This window comes from Shouchella rhizosphaerae (assembly GCF_900142675.1).
Taxonomy (GTDB): Bacteria; Bacillota; Bacilli; order Bacillales; family Bacillaceae_D; genus Shouchella; species Shouchella rhizosphaerae.
The window spans coordinates 635,693-647,955 of sequence record NZ_FRBS01000001.1; the positions used below are offsets into that span (position 1 = coordinate 635,693).

At 42.1% G+C, this 12,263-nt stretch carries 14 protein-coding genes; 13 read left to right on the forward strand and 1 reads right to left on the reverse strand.

Annotation, left to right across the window (positions count from 1 at the left end; genetic code table 11):
• Positions 1 to 115 precede the first annotated feature (115 nt).
• On the reverse strand, positions 116 to 976 hold the full coding sequence (locus BUC05_RS03305) for an AraC family transcriptional regulator (RefSeq protein WP_063609571.1): 861 nt from the start codon (positions 974 to 976) through the stop codon (positions 116 to 118).
• A gap of 460 nt (positions 977 to 1,436) precedes the next feature.
• Here BUC05_RS03305 and BUC05_RS03310 point away from each other — a divergent pair, with 460 nt between their 5' ends.
• The 13 genes from BUC05_RS03310 (at position 1,437) to BUC05_RS03380 (ending at position 12,228) form a co-directional block, all read left to right on the forward strand.
• Positions 1,437 to 1,949, forward strand: a complete 513-nt coding sequence (locus BUC05_RS03310) for a PadR family transcriptional regulator (RefSeq protein WP_011246806.1) — start codon at positions 1,437 to 1,439, stop codon at positions 1,947 to 1,949.
• On the forward strand, positions 1,946 to 2,410 hold the full coding sequence (locus tag BUC05_RS03315; protein ID WP_035204175.1) for a DUF4188 domain-containing protein: 465 nt from the start codon (positions 1,946 to 1,948) through the stop codon (positions 2,408 to 2,410). The genes BUC05_RS03310 and BUC05_RS03315 overlap by 4 nt, the downstream gene beginning before the upstream one ends.
• Before the next feature lie 440 nt (positions 2,411 to 2,850).
• A complete protein-coding gene (locus BUC05_RS03320) occupies positions 2,851 to 4,062 on the forward strand; it encodes an MFS transporter (RefSeq protein ID WP_011246808.1) in 1,212 nt (403 codons plus the stop codon).
• A gap of 209 nt (positions 4,063 to 4,271) precedes the next feature.
• Complete coding sequence (locus BUC05_RS03325; RefSeq protein ID WP_063609570.1) at positions 4,272 to 5,009, forward strand: hypothetical protein; 738 nt, start codon at positions 4,272 to 4,274, stop codon at positions 5,007 to 5,009.
• Between the two features lie 226 nt (positions 5,010 to 5,235).
• Positions 5,236 to 6,000: an aminoglycoside adenylyltransferase domain-containing protein gene (locus BUC05_RS03330; RefSeq protein ID WP_063609569.1), complete on the forward strand. Its 765-nt coding sequence runs from the start codon at positions 5,236 to 5,238 to the stop codon at positions 5,998 to 6,000.
• A 155-nt stretch (positions 6,001 to 6,155) separates the two neighbouring features.
• The gene (locus BUC05_RS03335) at positions 6,156 to 6,722 is read left to right on the forward strand and encodes a hypothetical protein (protein WP_073304073.1); all 567 of its coding nucleotides are present in this window, start codon (positions 6,156 to 6,158) and stop codon (positions 6,720 to 6,722) included.
• Positions 6,723 to 7,040: 318 nt separating this feature from the next.
• The gene (locus BUC05_RS03340; protein WP_011246812.1) at positions 7,041 to 7,244 is read left to right on the forward strand and encodes a PLD nuclease N-terminal domain-containing protein; all 204 of its coding nucleotides are present in this window, start codon (positions 7,041 to 7,043) and stop codon (positions 7,242 to 7,244) included.
• Complete coding sequence (locus BUC05_RS03345; RefSeq protein WP_035204180.1) at positions 7,244 to 8,158, forward strand: ABC transporter ATP-binding protein; 915 nt, start codon at positions 7,244 to 7,246, stop codon at positions 8,156 to 8,158. Before BUC05_RS03340 ends, BUC05_RS03345 begins: the two co-directional genes overlap by 1 nt.
• Positions 8,155 to 8,934: an ABC transporter permease subunit gene (locus BUC05_RS03350; protein ID WP_063609567.1), complete on the forward strand. Its 780-nt coding sequence runs from the start codon at positions 8,155 to 8,157 to the stop codon at positions 8,932 to 8,934. The genes BUC05_RS03345 and BUC05_RS03350 overlap by 4 nt, the downstream gene beginning before the upstream one ends.
• A gap of 59 nt (positions 8,935 to 8,993) precedes the next feature.
• Positions 8,994 to 9,524, forward strand: a complete 531-nt coding sequence (gene sigY / locus BUC05_RS03355; protein WP_035204184.1) for an RNA polymerase sigma factor SigY — start codon at positions 8,994 to 8,996, stop codon at positions 9,522 to 9,524.
• The gene (locus tag BUC05_RS03360; protein WP_011246816.1) at positions 9,511 to 9,891 is read left to right on the forward strand and encodes a YxlC family protein; all 381 of its coding nucleotides are present in this window, start codon (positions 9,511 to 9,513) and stop codon (positions 9,889 to 9,891) included. Before sigY ends, BUC05_RS03360 begins: the two co-directional genes overlap by 14 nt.
• 840 nt (positions 9,892 to 10,731) lie before the next feature.
• On the forward strand, positions 10,732 to 11,142 hold the full coding sequence (locus BUC05_RS03375; protein ID WP_035204189.1) for an NUDIX hydrolase: 411 nt from the start codon (positions 10,732 to 10,734) through the stop codon (positions 11,140 to 11,142).
• A gap of 162 nt (positions 11,143 to 11,304) precedes the next feature.
• On the forward strand, positions 11,305 to 12,228 hold the full coding sequence (locus BUC05_RS03380) for an alpha/beta fold hydrolase (RefSeq protein ID WP_063609566.1): 924 nt from the start codon (positions 11,305 to 11,307) through the stop codon (positions 12,226 to 12,228).
• Positions 12,229 to 12,263: the final 35 nt, after the last annotated feature.

Consider the following 12,263-nt stretch of genomic DNA (forward strand, 5'->3'; position numbering starts at 1 on the left):
ACATTTTTACCATGTTGGCATTTACGGCTTTATGTATCGCTTCACTGATAGTGTTGGGCTTTTTGGGGGGACAAACAGCGCATGGACAAAGGCTGTCTCATGCGCTGTTTATTTGTCATTTTTTTACTGGAACCCATATCTCGCTGTAATAGTCCTTTGAATAAGGATCAGCATCACTAACGTATACTTCCATTTCGGGTCCACCTGAATGTTCATATCCTGTTGCCGGAAACCATTCAGAAAAGATTCGCTCCCATACTTTTGGCATTGCATTAGGCATTGCCCCGTGTACCGGAAAAATAGCCCAAGTTGCCGCAGGAATTTGTCTTGTTTCCCAATCAACAGGAATTTGATCACTATTCTTTTCTGCAGCGATGAGGTAGGTTAAATTTTCCTGCTGTTTGTCAAAATCAATGCAAATACCAAGCAATCCAAGAGGGCCGCAATTTTTAGCAAGTTGTTTTGACAATCCATTCCGATTCGATTCATTCCAGAAAGCAGCAATCTTTCGGTTGTTCTCTCCGCCAATTGTAGTCGTACGAATGCTTTTTCCTACAACGGTAAACGCGTCTTTCTCAACAATTTTGTAATCCATTTCCACATCACCCTTTAATTGAATTTGAAAAGAGATCTTTGGGTAAGCCTTCAAGGATTGACTATGTTTTTTAGCATCGGATGGAGAGATACCATGTATTCGCCGAAATGCTTTCGTAAAAGATTCTGGGCTTTCATACCCATACTTCATTGCCACATCGATTACTTTAGATTTGGAATGAACGAGTTCTTGTGCAGCTACTGTAATACGGCGATTCCGAATATATTCAGATACGGCATAGCCGGTTAACATACGGAACATCCGTTGAAAGTGAAACCTAGACATACAAGCAACCGCAGCAATTTCGTCAAGCAAAAGCTCGTTATCTAAATGGCTTTCTATATACTCAATGCTATCAAGCATTCTTTGAAGGCTTTTCATCGTATGTTCTCCTTTCTGTACTAAGTCTACGAATATTGTGTTAGTCGTTCCTGTTCATCTGTGCTCAATTGTGACAGATTATTACCGCCAAATTCATTAGAGAAAGTATGCCATCATCATAGGGAAAGCTGTATGAATGGGGATTTGTGTATTCAATGGGATCGCTCGTACAGATAGAGGTGAACACTATGTAGCTATGTAGAAGGGCATGATAAAACTTTACCACGAGAAAAGGCGGAGATCAAAAACATGTAAGGCTCATCCATGCATGTCAGAGCAAAACGGAGTCAAAAAGTCTGTAAAACTAGTTGAATGCAATCGTATTAGTAATAAAAAAGGATCTCAAATACTCCGATTTAAAAAGATGGGAGACGCTTTTCGTTAACTCATTATTGCTGTTGACAAATGGATCGAGTCCATATATCTTTTAGATATATCTTAAAGATATATGGAGGGCGAGATGAAAACAGAGGCTAAATGGATTGTGCTTGGCATACTGTCAGGAGGATGTAGAACGGGATACGAAATAAAAAAGGTCATTGATAATAGTTTTGAGCATTTTTGGAAAATGAGTTATGGACAAATTTATCCCGCGCTTAAAACGTTAGTTAAAGAGGGGTATGTTAGTCAAATCGGAAGCGATGGGGATCGGAAGGAGTATGAGATAACGGAGGCAGGAAAGCATAAACTTCATGATTGGCTGGTGGCTCCTATTTACGATAGTGGACTTCATAAAAATGAACTGCTCGTAAAACTGTTTTTTGGAAACGAAATGAACCGAGAACACGCTTTTCACCACATTTGTGAACATGAACGGTTGTTACAAGGAAAAATGAAAGTTTACGAACAAATGGAAAAACAGCTAAGTATCCACCCCGGCGCTGAATTTTGGTTATATACGTTAGATTATGGAAAAGAAGTAGCTAAAGCCGAGCTGCAATGGTGCAAAAAAACAAAGGAGAAATTAAAATGACAAAAGCGAAGCGAGTTAGTGCTCCCAATGACCAAGATGTAGTCATTTTTATCGTTGGCATGAAAATCCAGCAGTGGTGGAATATCAAAGCATGGGGACCCGTTTTTAGTGCCATGCCACCGATGCTAAAAGAACTTTCCAGCAAAAAAGGCACTGGTTTTCTTCATTATGAAGCTGGTTGGAATGGCAGGAATATTGTGATTACTCAATATTGGGAAAACATAAAGTCGTTACATGATTTCGCCCATGGAAAAACGCATATGAATGCTTGGACGCATTTTTATAAAAAAGCGGCTGACTCAAAAGGAGTTGGTTTTTTCCATGAAACCTATGTCGTGAAAGCAGGTAGCTATGAATCCATTTATGTCAATATGAATAAACCGAGAGGGCTGGCAGCTGCATATTCTTCTTATGCAACAGAAACGGATTCCACAATGAGAAATCGATTAAAGAACGTATAGCTTGTTTAACGCATGACCCGACCACTTTTAAAAGGATTTTCAAGGTCTATGGAAAAGTTGAATATTGGCGCCCTACCCATTAATCGTTTGCAGAAAAGTATGATATATTGTAAAGAGACGGAGGATTAGATACTAGAAAGGAAAATAAAATGATCGCCGTCTCATGTACAAATAATGTATTGGAGAATCACCACGACGAGTGGTGAATTTAAAGTAAGGGGCGTATATCGATCAAAATCTATGATTGATGATTATTTGCTCGAGTGAAAGGACAATTTTGCCACTGAACAAACCATTAAATCGGGCGCCGATTTTAAAGCTGGAAAACTATCCAGAACAACTGCTGATAGAGGCTCTTAGAAAATAAGCTCCGTAAATAGTAATGATATAGAATCATTGTATAGATAGTCATGAGAGAAGAATTCGGAGGAATTTGTAGAATGAAGGCATTGGCAACAAGAAACAGAGGGGCTATTTTATTGCTCATGTTTAATATCTTTATAGGATTTGTAGGCGTTGGCTTGGTTATCCCGATTATGCCGACATATATGAACGTTCTTGGCATCTCTGGAACGATCGTTGGCCTTCTGGTCGCTGTATTTTCATTAACTCAATTTCTAGTGGCGCCTTATGCAGGCAGTTGGTCTGATCGTTATGGGCGAAAGTGGATCATTGTCGCCGGTCTGCTGCTTTTTGCTGTATCCGAGCTGCTTTTTGGCCTGGCTACGAATGCAGTGTTGCTGTTTATCTCAAGACTGCTTGGCGGTGTATCCGTTGCCTTTATTATGCCCGCCGTCATGGCCTACGTCGTTGATATTACGACAGAAGAGGATCGGGGAATGGGAATGGGCTGGATTAATGCGGCGATTTCAACAGGTTTTATCATCGGTCCGGCGATCGGTGGTTTTTTAGTCGAGTACGGTATGCGAGTGCCTTTCTTCGCCGCAGCTGGAGCTGCCGCCTTATCCGCTGTCGTTTCAATGAGTATTTTGCCAGAGTCACTGGATAAGAACAAGTTGCCTGCTCCAGAGGCACGTATGGACCGAAAAGAGTCTCAACTCGCACAGCTTGCCAAATCTTATCGCACCCCTTATTTTACAGGGCTGTTGATCATCTTGATCACTTCGCTCGGATTGTCCCAATTTGAGACGGTGTTAGGACTTTTTGTTGACCATAAGTACAGCTATACGCCTAATGAAATTGCCTGGTTAATCATGATCGGGGCGATCGTTGGCGCTGTGATGCAGCTGACGCTCTTCGGGCGGCTGATCAATTGGATTGGGGAGAAGAAGCTGACGGTCTATTGCTTATTAGTGATGGCTGTTTTTATGGTTGCGACCATCTTTTCGGCCCAATATTGGATGATGGTTGTATCGGTCACGCTTGTTTTTCTGGCAGTTGATTTTGTACGCCCGGCGATTAGCACTTATTTTTCCAGAATTGCCGGCAACGAACAGGGGCTTGTTGCCGGTTTGAATGCTTCCTATACGAGTCTAGGGAACATCGGCGGCCCGATCCTTGCCGGGGCCTTGTTTGATGTTCAAATCAACTCCCCATTCCTGGTCGGCAGTCTGATTGCTTTAGGCGGCTGGATCCTTAGTCTGCGCTGGATGCGTAAACAAACGGAACGGTCGCCAGGCACGACCGTTTAATAGACCGTTTTGGCTGTCCAAATTTTAATTGGTTTTATTTACTAATATTCAAATAAAGAAATGTTCAAGTGAGAGGCATTCAATGAACTGCCGGATCCATAATCTTTCAATGCCCGCAGACAGATGGAATGGGCCGGAGATTTCACAATGATCTTTGTTCCTTATTCGGGAGCTATCTATTCAAGAAGAAGAATGAAGGAGAGAGGGCAATGAAAGCGTCTCAGAGTGTGATTGACATTTGGAGAAGATTCGACGACTTTCCGATGGAAACCTTAACTAAAGCTTGGTATAGCCAGATTGCTTCGGTTAACAAGCAACGAACAGTGGATTTAATGAAATTACATCGGGAGGAATATGGAACGTCTGGCAACTGTTTTGATTTAGCGATTTGGTTAATTAACGAATTTAGGGAGAATAAATTACAAGCTTATGCCGTGTTTACTCCTCATTTCCATGTGGCGGTAGTCGTTATTGATGATGAAGGTTATAAGTATTTGTGCGATCTTGGAGATCAATGGGTTCAGCCTATACTGATAGACCGGGAACATGAGGAATATACCGAGGAATTTGTGGAAGGGTTCTTTCCAGGCGCTCAAATTAAGCTGACAACACAGTTGGAAAACCTTATTGTGACTTATAGAAGGCCGAGTGGCAAGGAAAGCAATCAGTCATTTAACTTGACCCCGGTTTCCGATAGTGAATTGATTGCGGCAGGAGAAAAAACGCAGAGAAACATCACAAGCCCCCTTGTTGAGAAACGTTTGTTTATGGACGATCAAGTCGGTCATTGGGAATTTGATAATTACAAAAGTTTTATTAGTCGTAATACTGGCAGGGAAATCGAAGATCAGTTAAGTGGTATAGAGGAATGGGCCAACCGAATTAGTAGGGTAAGTGGAATAAATGAGGCGGTTGTATTACGAGCATTGGAAGTGTATTCGCGATGACATGCATCAGGGGAAGGCGTAAAGTCAAATTGATCGATTTCACAGAGCCCCGTGTCCCCATTTCACCTCATCCTATTTTTAGAGCTAGGGCTATCCTTTCGATTTGCAAGAAATGTTTAGCAGAGAAGTTCAATAAGCGAAACTGAGACTCCGTTCGCGAGTTCCTCGGGTTCAATGACGACTATTAGAGGAAATCAGCTCCCGCTTTTATTCAAGGAGAATTAATATGAATCAACAAGTTGTCTTAGACAAGGTAACTAGTCTTTTAAAGAAAAAATTATCTGGCTCTCTTATAGGAATTTATTTACATGGTTCTATGGCAATGGGGTGTTTTAATCCGTTACAAAGTGATGTAGATATTTTAGCAGTGGTTAAAGAAAAGCTATCTGTTGATACTTACAGGAAAATTGCTAATAAACTTATTCGCCTTGAAGAAGAATGGAAGATGGTGAGAGGATTTGAAATCAGTATAGTATTAGAGACATATACTGTTGATTTTGTATATCCAACCCCTTTTGAATTTCATTATTCTTCATTCCACAAAGTAAAGTATCTAACGGATGAGACCTATTTCTGCGGAGGATATGAAGATCCTGATTTAGCAGCTCACTTTGTTGTGACATATAATCGCGGGAGTGTACTTTTCGGAAAACCAATTAAGGAAGTATTCAAGGCTATTGATCACAACTATTATATCGATTCAATTAAGTCTGATGTTAATGGAGCATTTGAAGGAATCATTGATAATCCAGTTTATTATGTGCTTAATCTAGCAAGAGTACTTCTGTATGTAAGGGAATCCGCCATTTCTTCCAAAAAAGAAGCAGGTGAATGGGCTTTAAATGAATTGCCCAATCAGTATAAGTATACAATTGCGCAGTGTCTTGCAAAGTATGAAAATGGATTAGAGACCTTAAATCTCGACGAGGATATGCTCCTAAACTACACAGAATACATGTTTAAGGAAATTGAACAATTCAGTTATAGGTAAAAGTTCCAAGTATCCTCCACTCCCACCCGTTTGAACTGAAGTTTGCTTTGATTTATTATTGTGGTACTGCCGTCAGAACTACTTACCGCTCTAGAGGCTGAGTGGTAAGTAAACATTAGTGAGACGCATAAAACTTGTACGGAGTGGCATTTGAAATGTTTAAAAACAACAAGCAAGAAATAAGAACAAATTACGAATTGGCATTATTGGAGAAAGCACAAAAAATGATTCCACAAGTGCCTCCTCTACCGTGGAGACAACAGACCGTACTCTCTGCCTCTGGAGTAATCGCAGCAGGATGGGACTCAAAAGAGAATATCATCCTAATTAGCTCAAATTCAGGTTATAGCATCAACCATTCAATGACTGGAGAGAGAATCCTAAGGGACAGGGACACCGACAGAACTGAAAACAATATCATAGACAGGGGATTGAAATTTATCATTCCAGAATCGGCGGAGGAGATAGAAATTTTTGGCATAGAAGCGGGTGACGGAGTGCATTTAACTGATGAAGGATGGAGTTTAGAGGTGATTTATCCTTGGTGGCCGCGAGCATCCGTCATCATCGACCATGTGTTTGTTCAAGGGTATGAATACTTGCTGAATGCGACAATGTTAGACATTCCCCGTTTGGATGGTTGGATAAAATGTGGTTTTGCTCCATCAGGTAATCAATTTATGGTAATTGGGTCTGGTGGCGCAGTTGTCTATGCGAAATGATAGCAGGGGCAGAGAAGGCGCTATCATACGCACCTTCTCATCCTTGTATGCCGTTGTTTTCTGCAGACTAGTTTGATTGAAACGGGTTTAATTTGCGGATTTATATTGGCCTTATTGATAATTTCACGTACCAAATTAATTGAATAGAAAACACCAATACACAAAATCAACTAAGGGAAGCTTCAGTTGCTGTTAAAAAGATGCAAAATGAACACGAGATGATAGGGGTCTTGTGTTTTTTATTTTTTCATGAACGATTTTATCATCTACTCCGTCTTATATGTGAACTTACATTTACGATTAAAGGGGAAGGATAAGATGAATACAGATTTTGCTGATGTTCCTTGGGGGCTGCTTGCGCCCGTTATCATTTTGAATTTAATTTTGGTCATTGTCGCGCTCATCGATTATGTGAAGCTAGCAAAAACGAAAGGCGCCCACCTGTTCTGGATTCCGGTTATTTTATTTGTTAGCTTTTTCGGACCGGTAATGTACTTGATTTTCGGGAGGAGGAACCACTAATGAGTTTCGTATCTGTTCGGCACTTAACGAAGACATATACCGGGCAACCTGCAGTCGATAATCTTTCTTTCGAACTGCAGCCGCATTCCTGCATCGCTTTATTAGGAGTGAATGGGGCTGGCAAAACGACAACATTAAAGATGTTATCAGGATTAGTCAAACCTACATCAGGCACCATACAGTTCCACCAGCCAACACCACACGGAAAGGGCCACATTCGTGCCGATATCGGCTACTTGCCCCAGTTTCCCGTCTTTTGCGATTGGATGACCGGTTTTGAATTTCTCCTCTATGTCGGGCAACTCGCTCATTTGCCGAGACGGGAAGCGAAACGTAGAACCAAAGAATTACTAGACAAGGTGGGGCTGACCGAAGCGGCTCATCAGCGTATTGGTCAATATTCAGGTGGTATGAAGCAACGTCTTGGCATTGCCCAAGCTCTGATTCACCAGCCTAAACTGGTCATGCTAGATGAACCGGTATCTGCTCTTGATCCCGTCGGACGCCGGGAAATTCTCCAGCTGATGCAAACATTAAAGGAGGAAGCAACGGTTCTTTTCTCGACCCATGTCCTGCATGATGCGGAGGAAGTCAGTGACGCAGTGCTCATTATTGATCAAGGCCAGCTAAAGTACGGGGGGACGCTCGATTCGCTTCAGCAAGAATGGCAAGATGCGGCCATCATAATCGAAGCCCAGGATGACCTGACTAACCAGCTCAGGAACTGGCGGGAACAAAAACGTATTGTTGACTTTGTTACAGAAGACGATGGTTACAAAATATTGGTAGAGGATATTGAGTTGGCGGTGCCCTTCCTTTTACACGCTTTTGCTCAGCGCCAGGTTCGGTTAACGAAATTCGAAGTAGCTAAAATGTCTTTGGAAGATTTATTTTTAAAGGTGGTGCAAAAATGAAGCAATGGCTCGTGTTGTTTCAAAAAGAACAGGTAGAACTATGGAGGAATTACAAGTGGATATGGGTTCCTGTTGTGTTTCTATTATTAGGAAGTTCGACGCCGCTCTCTACCTACTTTATGCCACAAATCTTAGAGGACTTCGGCGGGTTACCAGAAGGGACCGTCATCGACATTCCAACGCCAACAGGAACTGAGGTGCTCGCGCAAACGTTATCTGATTTCGGATTGCTCGGCGTCCTTGTCTTGACGTTGGCGTTGATGGGGATTGTATCGGCTGAACGGCGGAGCGGAGTAGCTGCGATCATTTTACTGAAGCCAGTACCCTACTTTTCTTATCTCACAGCCAAATGGGCGGCGATTATTTGTTTTACGTGGGTGTCACTTGGCCTTGGTTACGGGTTAGCGATGTATTACACGACCCTTCTTTTCGATGCGGTTTCGCTTGAACGTTGGGTCAGTAGTTTTTTTCATTTTGGATTGTGGTTAACGTTGGTTATGACGATTGTTCTGTTTTATAGCACCATTCTTAAACAAACAGGCGCAGCAGCCTTTTGTGCATTAGGTACCATTCTTCTCATCAGCCTGCTTTCATCGTCCTTTCCAGCCTGGTTCTCGTGGAGTCCTGCACAGTTGGCCAATCACGCCACATTGGTTTTATTGGAAGGAGAGGGTTTGGCTGATTATACACCTGTTTTGTTGTCGACTTTGTTTGGGATCATCGGCTTGCAGCTTGGAGCAATCGCCATTTTTACACATAAAGAGCTTGTTGACTAGCTTCAGTATCAATGAGCATGATAGAAAGGAACGATCTGCCTTGTTTAAGGAGACATGCTATGGATGAAACTGCACTTATTCGTAAAGCCCAAAAGGGAGACCAAGTGGCGCTAGCTACTCTCCTGCACGAGAATTATTTATTTCTGAGGAGATATGCGTTAAAGATTACATTGAAACCATCATTGGCCGATGACTTAACACAGGAAACGATGACCAAGGCGATCGAAAAAATTCATCTTTATAAAGGGCGTTCTAAGTTTTCAACATGGTTGATTTCCATCGCTTCTAACCTATATATTGATATGTGCCGCAAGCAGAGCAAAGAGGAACTAATGGCAGATACAGAAACGCCATTGCACCAGTTGAAGTGGGAATTTGCCCACCGTCAGCTTGAATGGATGGATGTTGTAGATGAGTTAGGGAAATTATCAGAAGGGTATCGTCTGCCCTTGATTTTGAAGCACTATTACAGCTATAGATATGAAGAAATAGGCAAGATGTTAGGCATACCAGAAGGAACTGTGAAATCAAGGGTTCATCACGCATTAAGTCTGTTAAGGAAGGAGTTGAACGTGAATGACGAAGGATAAGAGGCAGAATAAATCGGAGACGGAAGAGAAGGGGAAAAACGGAAGGCCCTCAGCACAGCTAACCGACAAACAGACGATTATCGAGCTGCGTTCGGGTTTAGAACGTCTTGATCAGCTCGATGCAGCGGATGAGCCAGACCTTTCTTTTTTCCTACAGCAAGTAAAGGAAACAAAAGCCAATAGCAGGAAAAAGTTGCTTAAGGAACTAGTGGGATTGTGGGGGCTCGCTCTTGTTATTTTAGCGCTTTGGACAACAACCTACTTTCATTCGCCAACGGTCTTCCTGATCTTACAAGGGATCGCTGTTGTTATACTGCCGTTCATCGTATATTTTACGACGAAAAAAGAGGTGAACAAACGCTCATGACGAACACGCATCCTTCTGACGTTCCTTTCTATCTATGGGTAATCTTAGCCGCTATTTTATTTACGCAAAGTACGGTTCTATTTATTAACGCCAGGCGGCACGGCCATAATTACTGGTTATGGGGAATGATTGGCCTGCTGAATTTTCCAACCGCCACTCTGCTTTATTTGATTTTCGCAAAACGGATGCCCAGAAAGCTATGGAAAAGGCAGTAGAATGGTAGAAAGGGGCAGTTACTCTCTCTGTAAAAGATTGATTTGTAAAAGAAAAGCTAAGAAAACTAACATTAAAGGGATTGAAAGCTGATCCATCTAAGTATGTCCAAGATTCAGTAGCCAATTGGTTGAATGATGCCGCAAAGTCGCAGCCGGATTGGATCGTTCAAGTATGTCATGCATGGCTGGCAGTACCAGATACAAAAGCGATGAAACGAATGACAACACGGGCACAAAGGGCTAGAACGGAGAACTTCGGTAAGCAATCATGATGTGGGGGCATTACAAGTTAGCCTGCCCCCGCTTACTTGATAGAAGACCTATATTCCATAACAGTGATGCAATGATCCGCAAGAGCCACTAGCAACTTGCTACACATCGCTTCGTCCTAATTGCTGTAAATCGCCTGAACCAAGTTCAAAATACTCCGCTTCCTGAGCTGCAGCAGTTTGCTTATCGTTACTACCTCTGTCGGAACGACCTATTATATCGGAAGCTTTCCCTATGAAGTATCGTATAATTATTGTATATATTTGAAGGGATGGATGGAAGTCGTTGACGTATAATACCCGAAAACAGAACAATGATAAAAGTTCTTACCTTCAGTATATAGGAGAGGTTAGATATGCTACCTAAACATCGATTAACTGCAGGAGCTTTAGTACGTAATGAAAACAATCACATCTTACTCGTCAAGCATCCCAAGCGAGGATGGGAACTGCCTGGCGGTCATGTCGAAGAAGGCGAATCGATCACCAATGCGTTAAAAAGAGAGGTGATGGAAGAAAGCGGGGTGGAAATTGAGATTGGTCCGTTTTGTGGAATCAGTCAGGATGTAAACAAGGCAATTTGTCATACATGGTGGTTGGCAAGGGCCACCACCTCGAAGCTTAAAACAAGTGAGGAAAGCATAGAGGTTAAATTTGTGACAGAAGAAGACGCCATAACGATGATGGCCAGGGAAGATTTTAAAAAGGAGTTAAAGAGATTATTGATCCCGCAACTGCATCCGTTTTATCTCGTTTTTTACGGCTAAGGCAGATTATCTTGTTTTTGGCTTGGTATCTTTTATTATTAATTTGATAATCTGATGTTGTGATTATATCCGCTAATTTTATTGACTCGGGCCTTTTCACCGCAAATAATAAGTATAGGACACACAATACGAATGATTGCATGTGAAGAAGGAGCCACAATCATGAATACATATATAGTACGAGGCAAAAAAATCCATGTAGAGATTTTCGGAGATCGGTCACTACCAGCTGTGCTTTTTCTTCATGGCGGGCCTGGAGAAAGCTGCTACGAATTTGTTTATCATCAGTCCAACCGTTTTTCAGATCAATTTCAATTGGTAGCGATTGACCAAAGAGGGGTTTGCCGCTCGGAAGGTTTATCAGAAACTGAACCATTCGGGCTTCAAGATTTAGTGGAAGACTGTGAGGATTTGAGGAAACAACTGGGCATTAACCGATGGGCAGTCATTGGCCATTCGTTTGGTGGGTATCTTGCTTTGCTTTATGCCTCAGTTTATCCAAACGCTATCACAAACGTTGTTTTTGAATGTCCAACCTTTGACTTTGCATGGACGGCAAAAAGTTTGTTGCGCAGAGCAGCTTCTGTCTTTTTAGAGCTAGGAATCGAAACGAAATCCGAGGAATGTCTAAATCTAGCAACCAGCAACTTATCAAGTGAGCACCTATTTGATTCGTATTTACGCCTAGGAGAGGAGCTAGGGGAACATAAAGAGGATATTTACCGGGTAAATGCCGATACTTCAATAGATTATTCGGCATATACGGATGAAGAATGGGAGGCGTTTGATGACCGAACGGACATTCATCTTGAGCGTTTACGAGAAGAGGGAAGGATCTTCCAATCGATCGTCTCCTTGCTTCCCAGTCTTTCGGTTCCTTCTTTGCTTGTGATAGGGGACGCGGACCCGGTCACATGCGATAAACATGTGGAAGCTTATAATCAAATGGCAAACGGTCATAAAGTGGTGATTAAGAATTGTGGGCATACTCCCCATGCCGAATATCCAGATGTCTATTATCGAATTGTGTCTGCGTTTTTGTTACAGGGTGAATGGCGCTTTGTAGAAATAGGCAATGGAGCATAGAGCATACACGTACTTTAACAAGGATGTGAGTAAAT

What these genes read in the sequence shown, in the direction of transcription:
- BUC05_RS03305 (WP_063609571.1), bottom strand. Translation starts at nt 976, where the DNA reads ATGAAAAGCCTTCAAAGAATGCTTGATAGCATTGAGTATATAGAAAGC.
- BUC05_RS03310 (WP_011246806.1), top strand. Translation starts at nt 1,437, where the DNA reads ATGAAAACAGAGGCTAAATGGATTGTGCTTGGCATACTGTCAGGAGGA.
- BUC05_RS03315 (WP_035204175.1), top strand. Translation starts at nt 1,946, where the DNA reads ATGACAAAAGCGAAGCGAGTTAGTGCTCCCAATGACCAAGATGTAGTC.
- BUC05_RS03320 (WP_011246808.1), top strand. Translation starts at nt 2,851, where the DNA reads ATGAAGGCATTGGCAACAAGAAACAGAGGGGCTATTTTATTGCTCATG.
- BUC05_RS03325 (WP_063609570.1), top strand. Translation starts at nt 4,272, where the DNA reads ATGAAAGCGTCTCAGAGTGTGATTGACATTTGGAGAAGATTCGACGAC.
- BUC05_RS03330 (WP_063609569.1), top strand. Translation starts at nt 5,236, where the DNA reads ATGAATCAACAAGTTGTCTTAGACAAGGTAACTAGTCTTTTAAAGAAA.
- BUC05_RS03335 (WP_073304073.1), top strand. Translation starts at nt 6,156, where the DNA reads ATGTTTAAAAACAACAAGCAAGAAATAAGAACAAATTACGAATTGGCA.
- BUC05_RS03340 (WP_011246812.1), top strand. Translation starts at nt 7,041, where the DNA reads ATGAATACAGATTTTGCTGATGTTCCTTGGGGGCTGCTTGCGCCCGTT.
- BUC05_RS03345 (WP_035204180.1), top strand. Translation starts at nt 7,244, where the DNA reads ATGAGTTTCGTATCTGTTCGGCACTTAACGAAGACATATACCGGGCAA.
- BUC05_RS03350 (WP_063609567.1), top strand. Translation starts at nt 8,155, where the DNA reads ATGAAGCAATGGCTCGTGTTGTTTCAAAAAGAACAGGTAGAACTATGG.
- sigY (WP_035204184.1), top strand. Translation starts at nt 8,994, where the DNA reads ATGGATGAAACTGCACTTATTCGTAAAGCCCAAAAGGGAGACCAAGTG.
- BUC05_RS03360 (WP_011246816.1), top strand. Translation starts at nt 9,511, where the DNA reads ATGACGAAGGATAAGAGGCAGAATAAATCGGAGACGGAAGAGAAGGGG.
- BUC05_RS03375 (WP_035204189.1), top strand. Translation starts at nt 10,732, where the DNA reads ATGCTACCTAAACATCGATTAACTGCAGGAGCTTTAGTACGTAATGAA.
- BUC05_RS03380 (WP_063609566.1), top strand. Translation starts at nt 11,305, where the DNA reads ATGAATACATATATAGTACGAGGCAAAAAAATCCATGTAGAGATTTTC.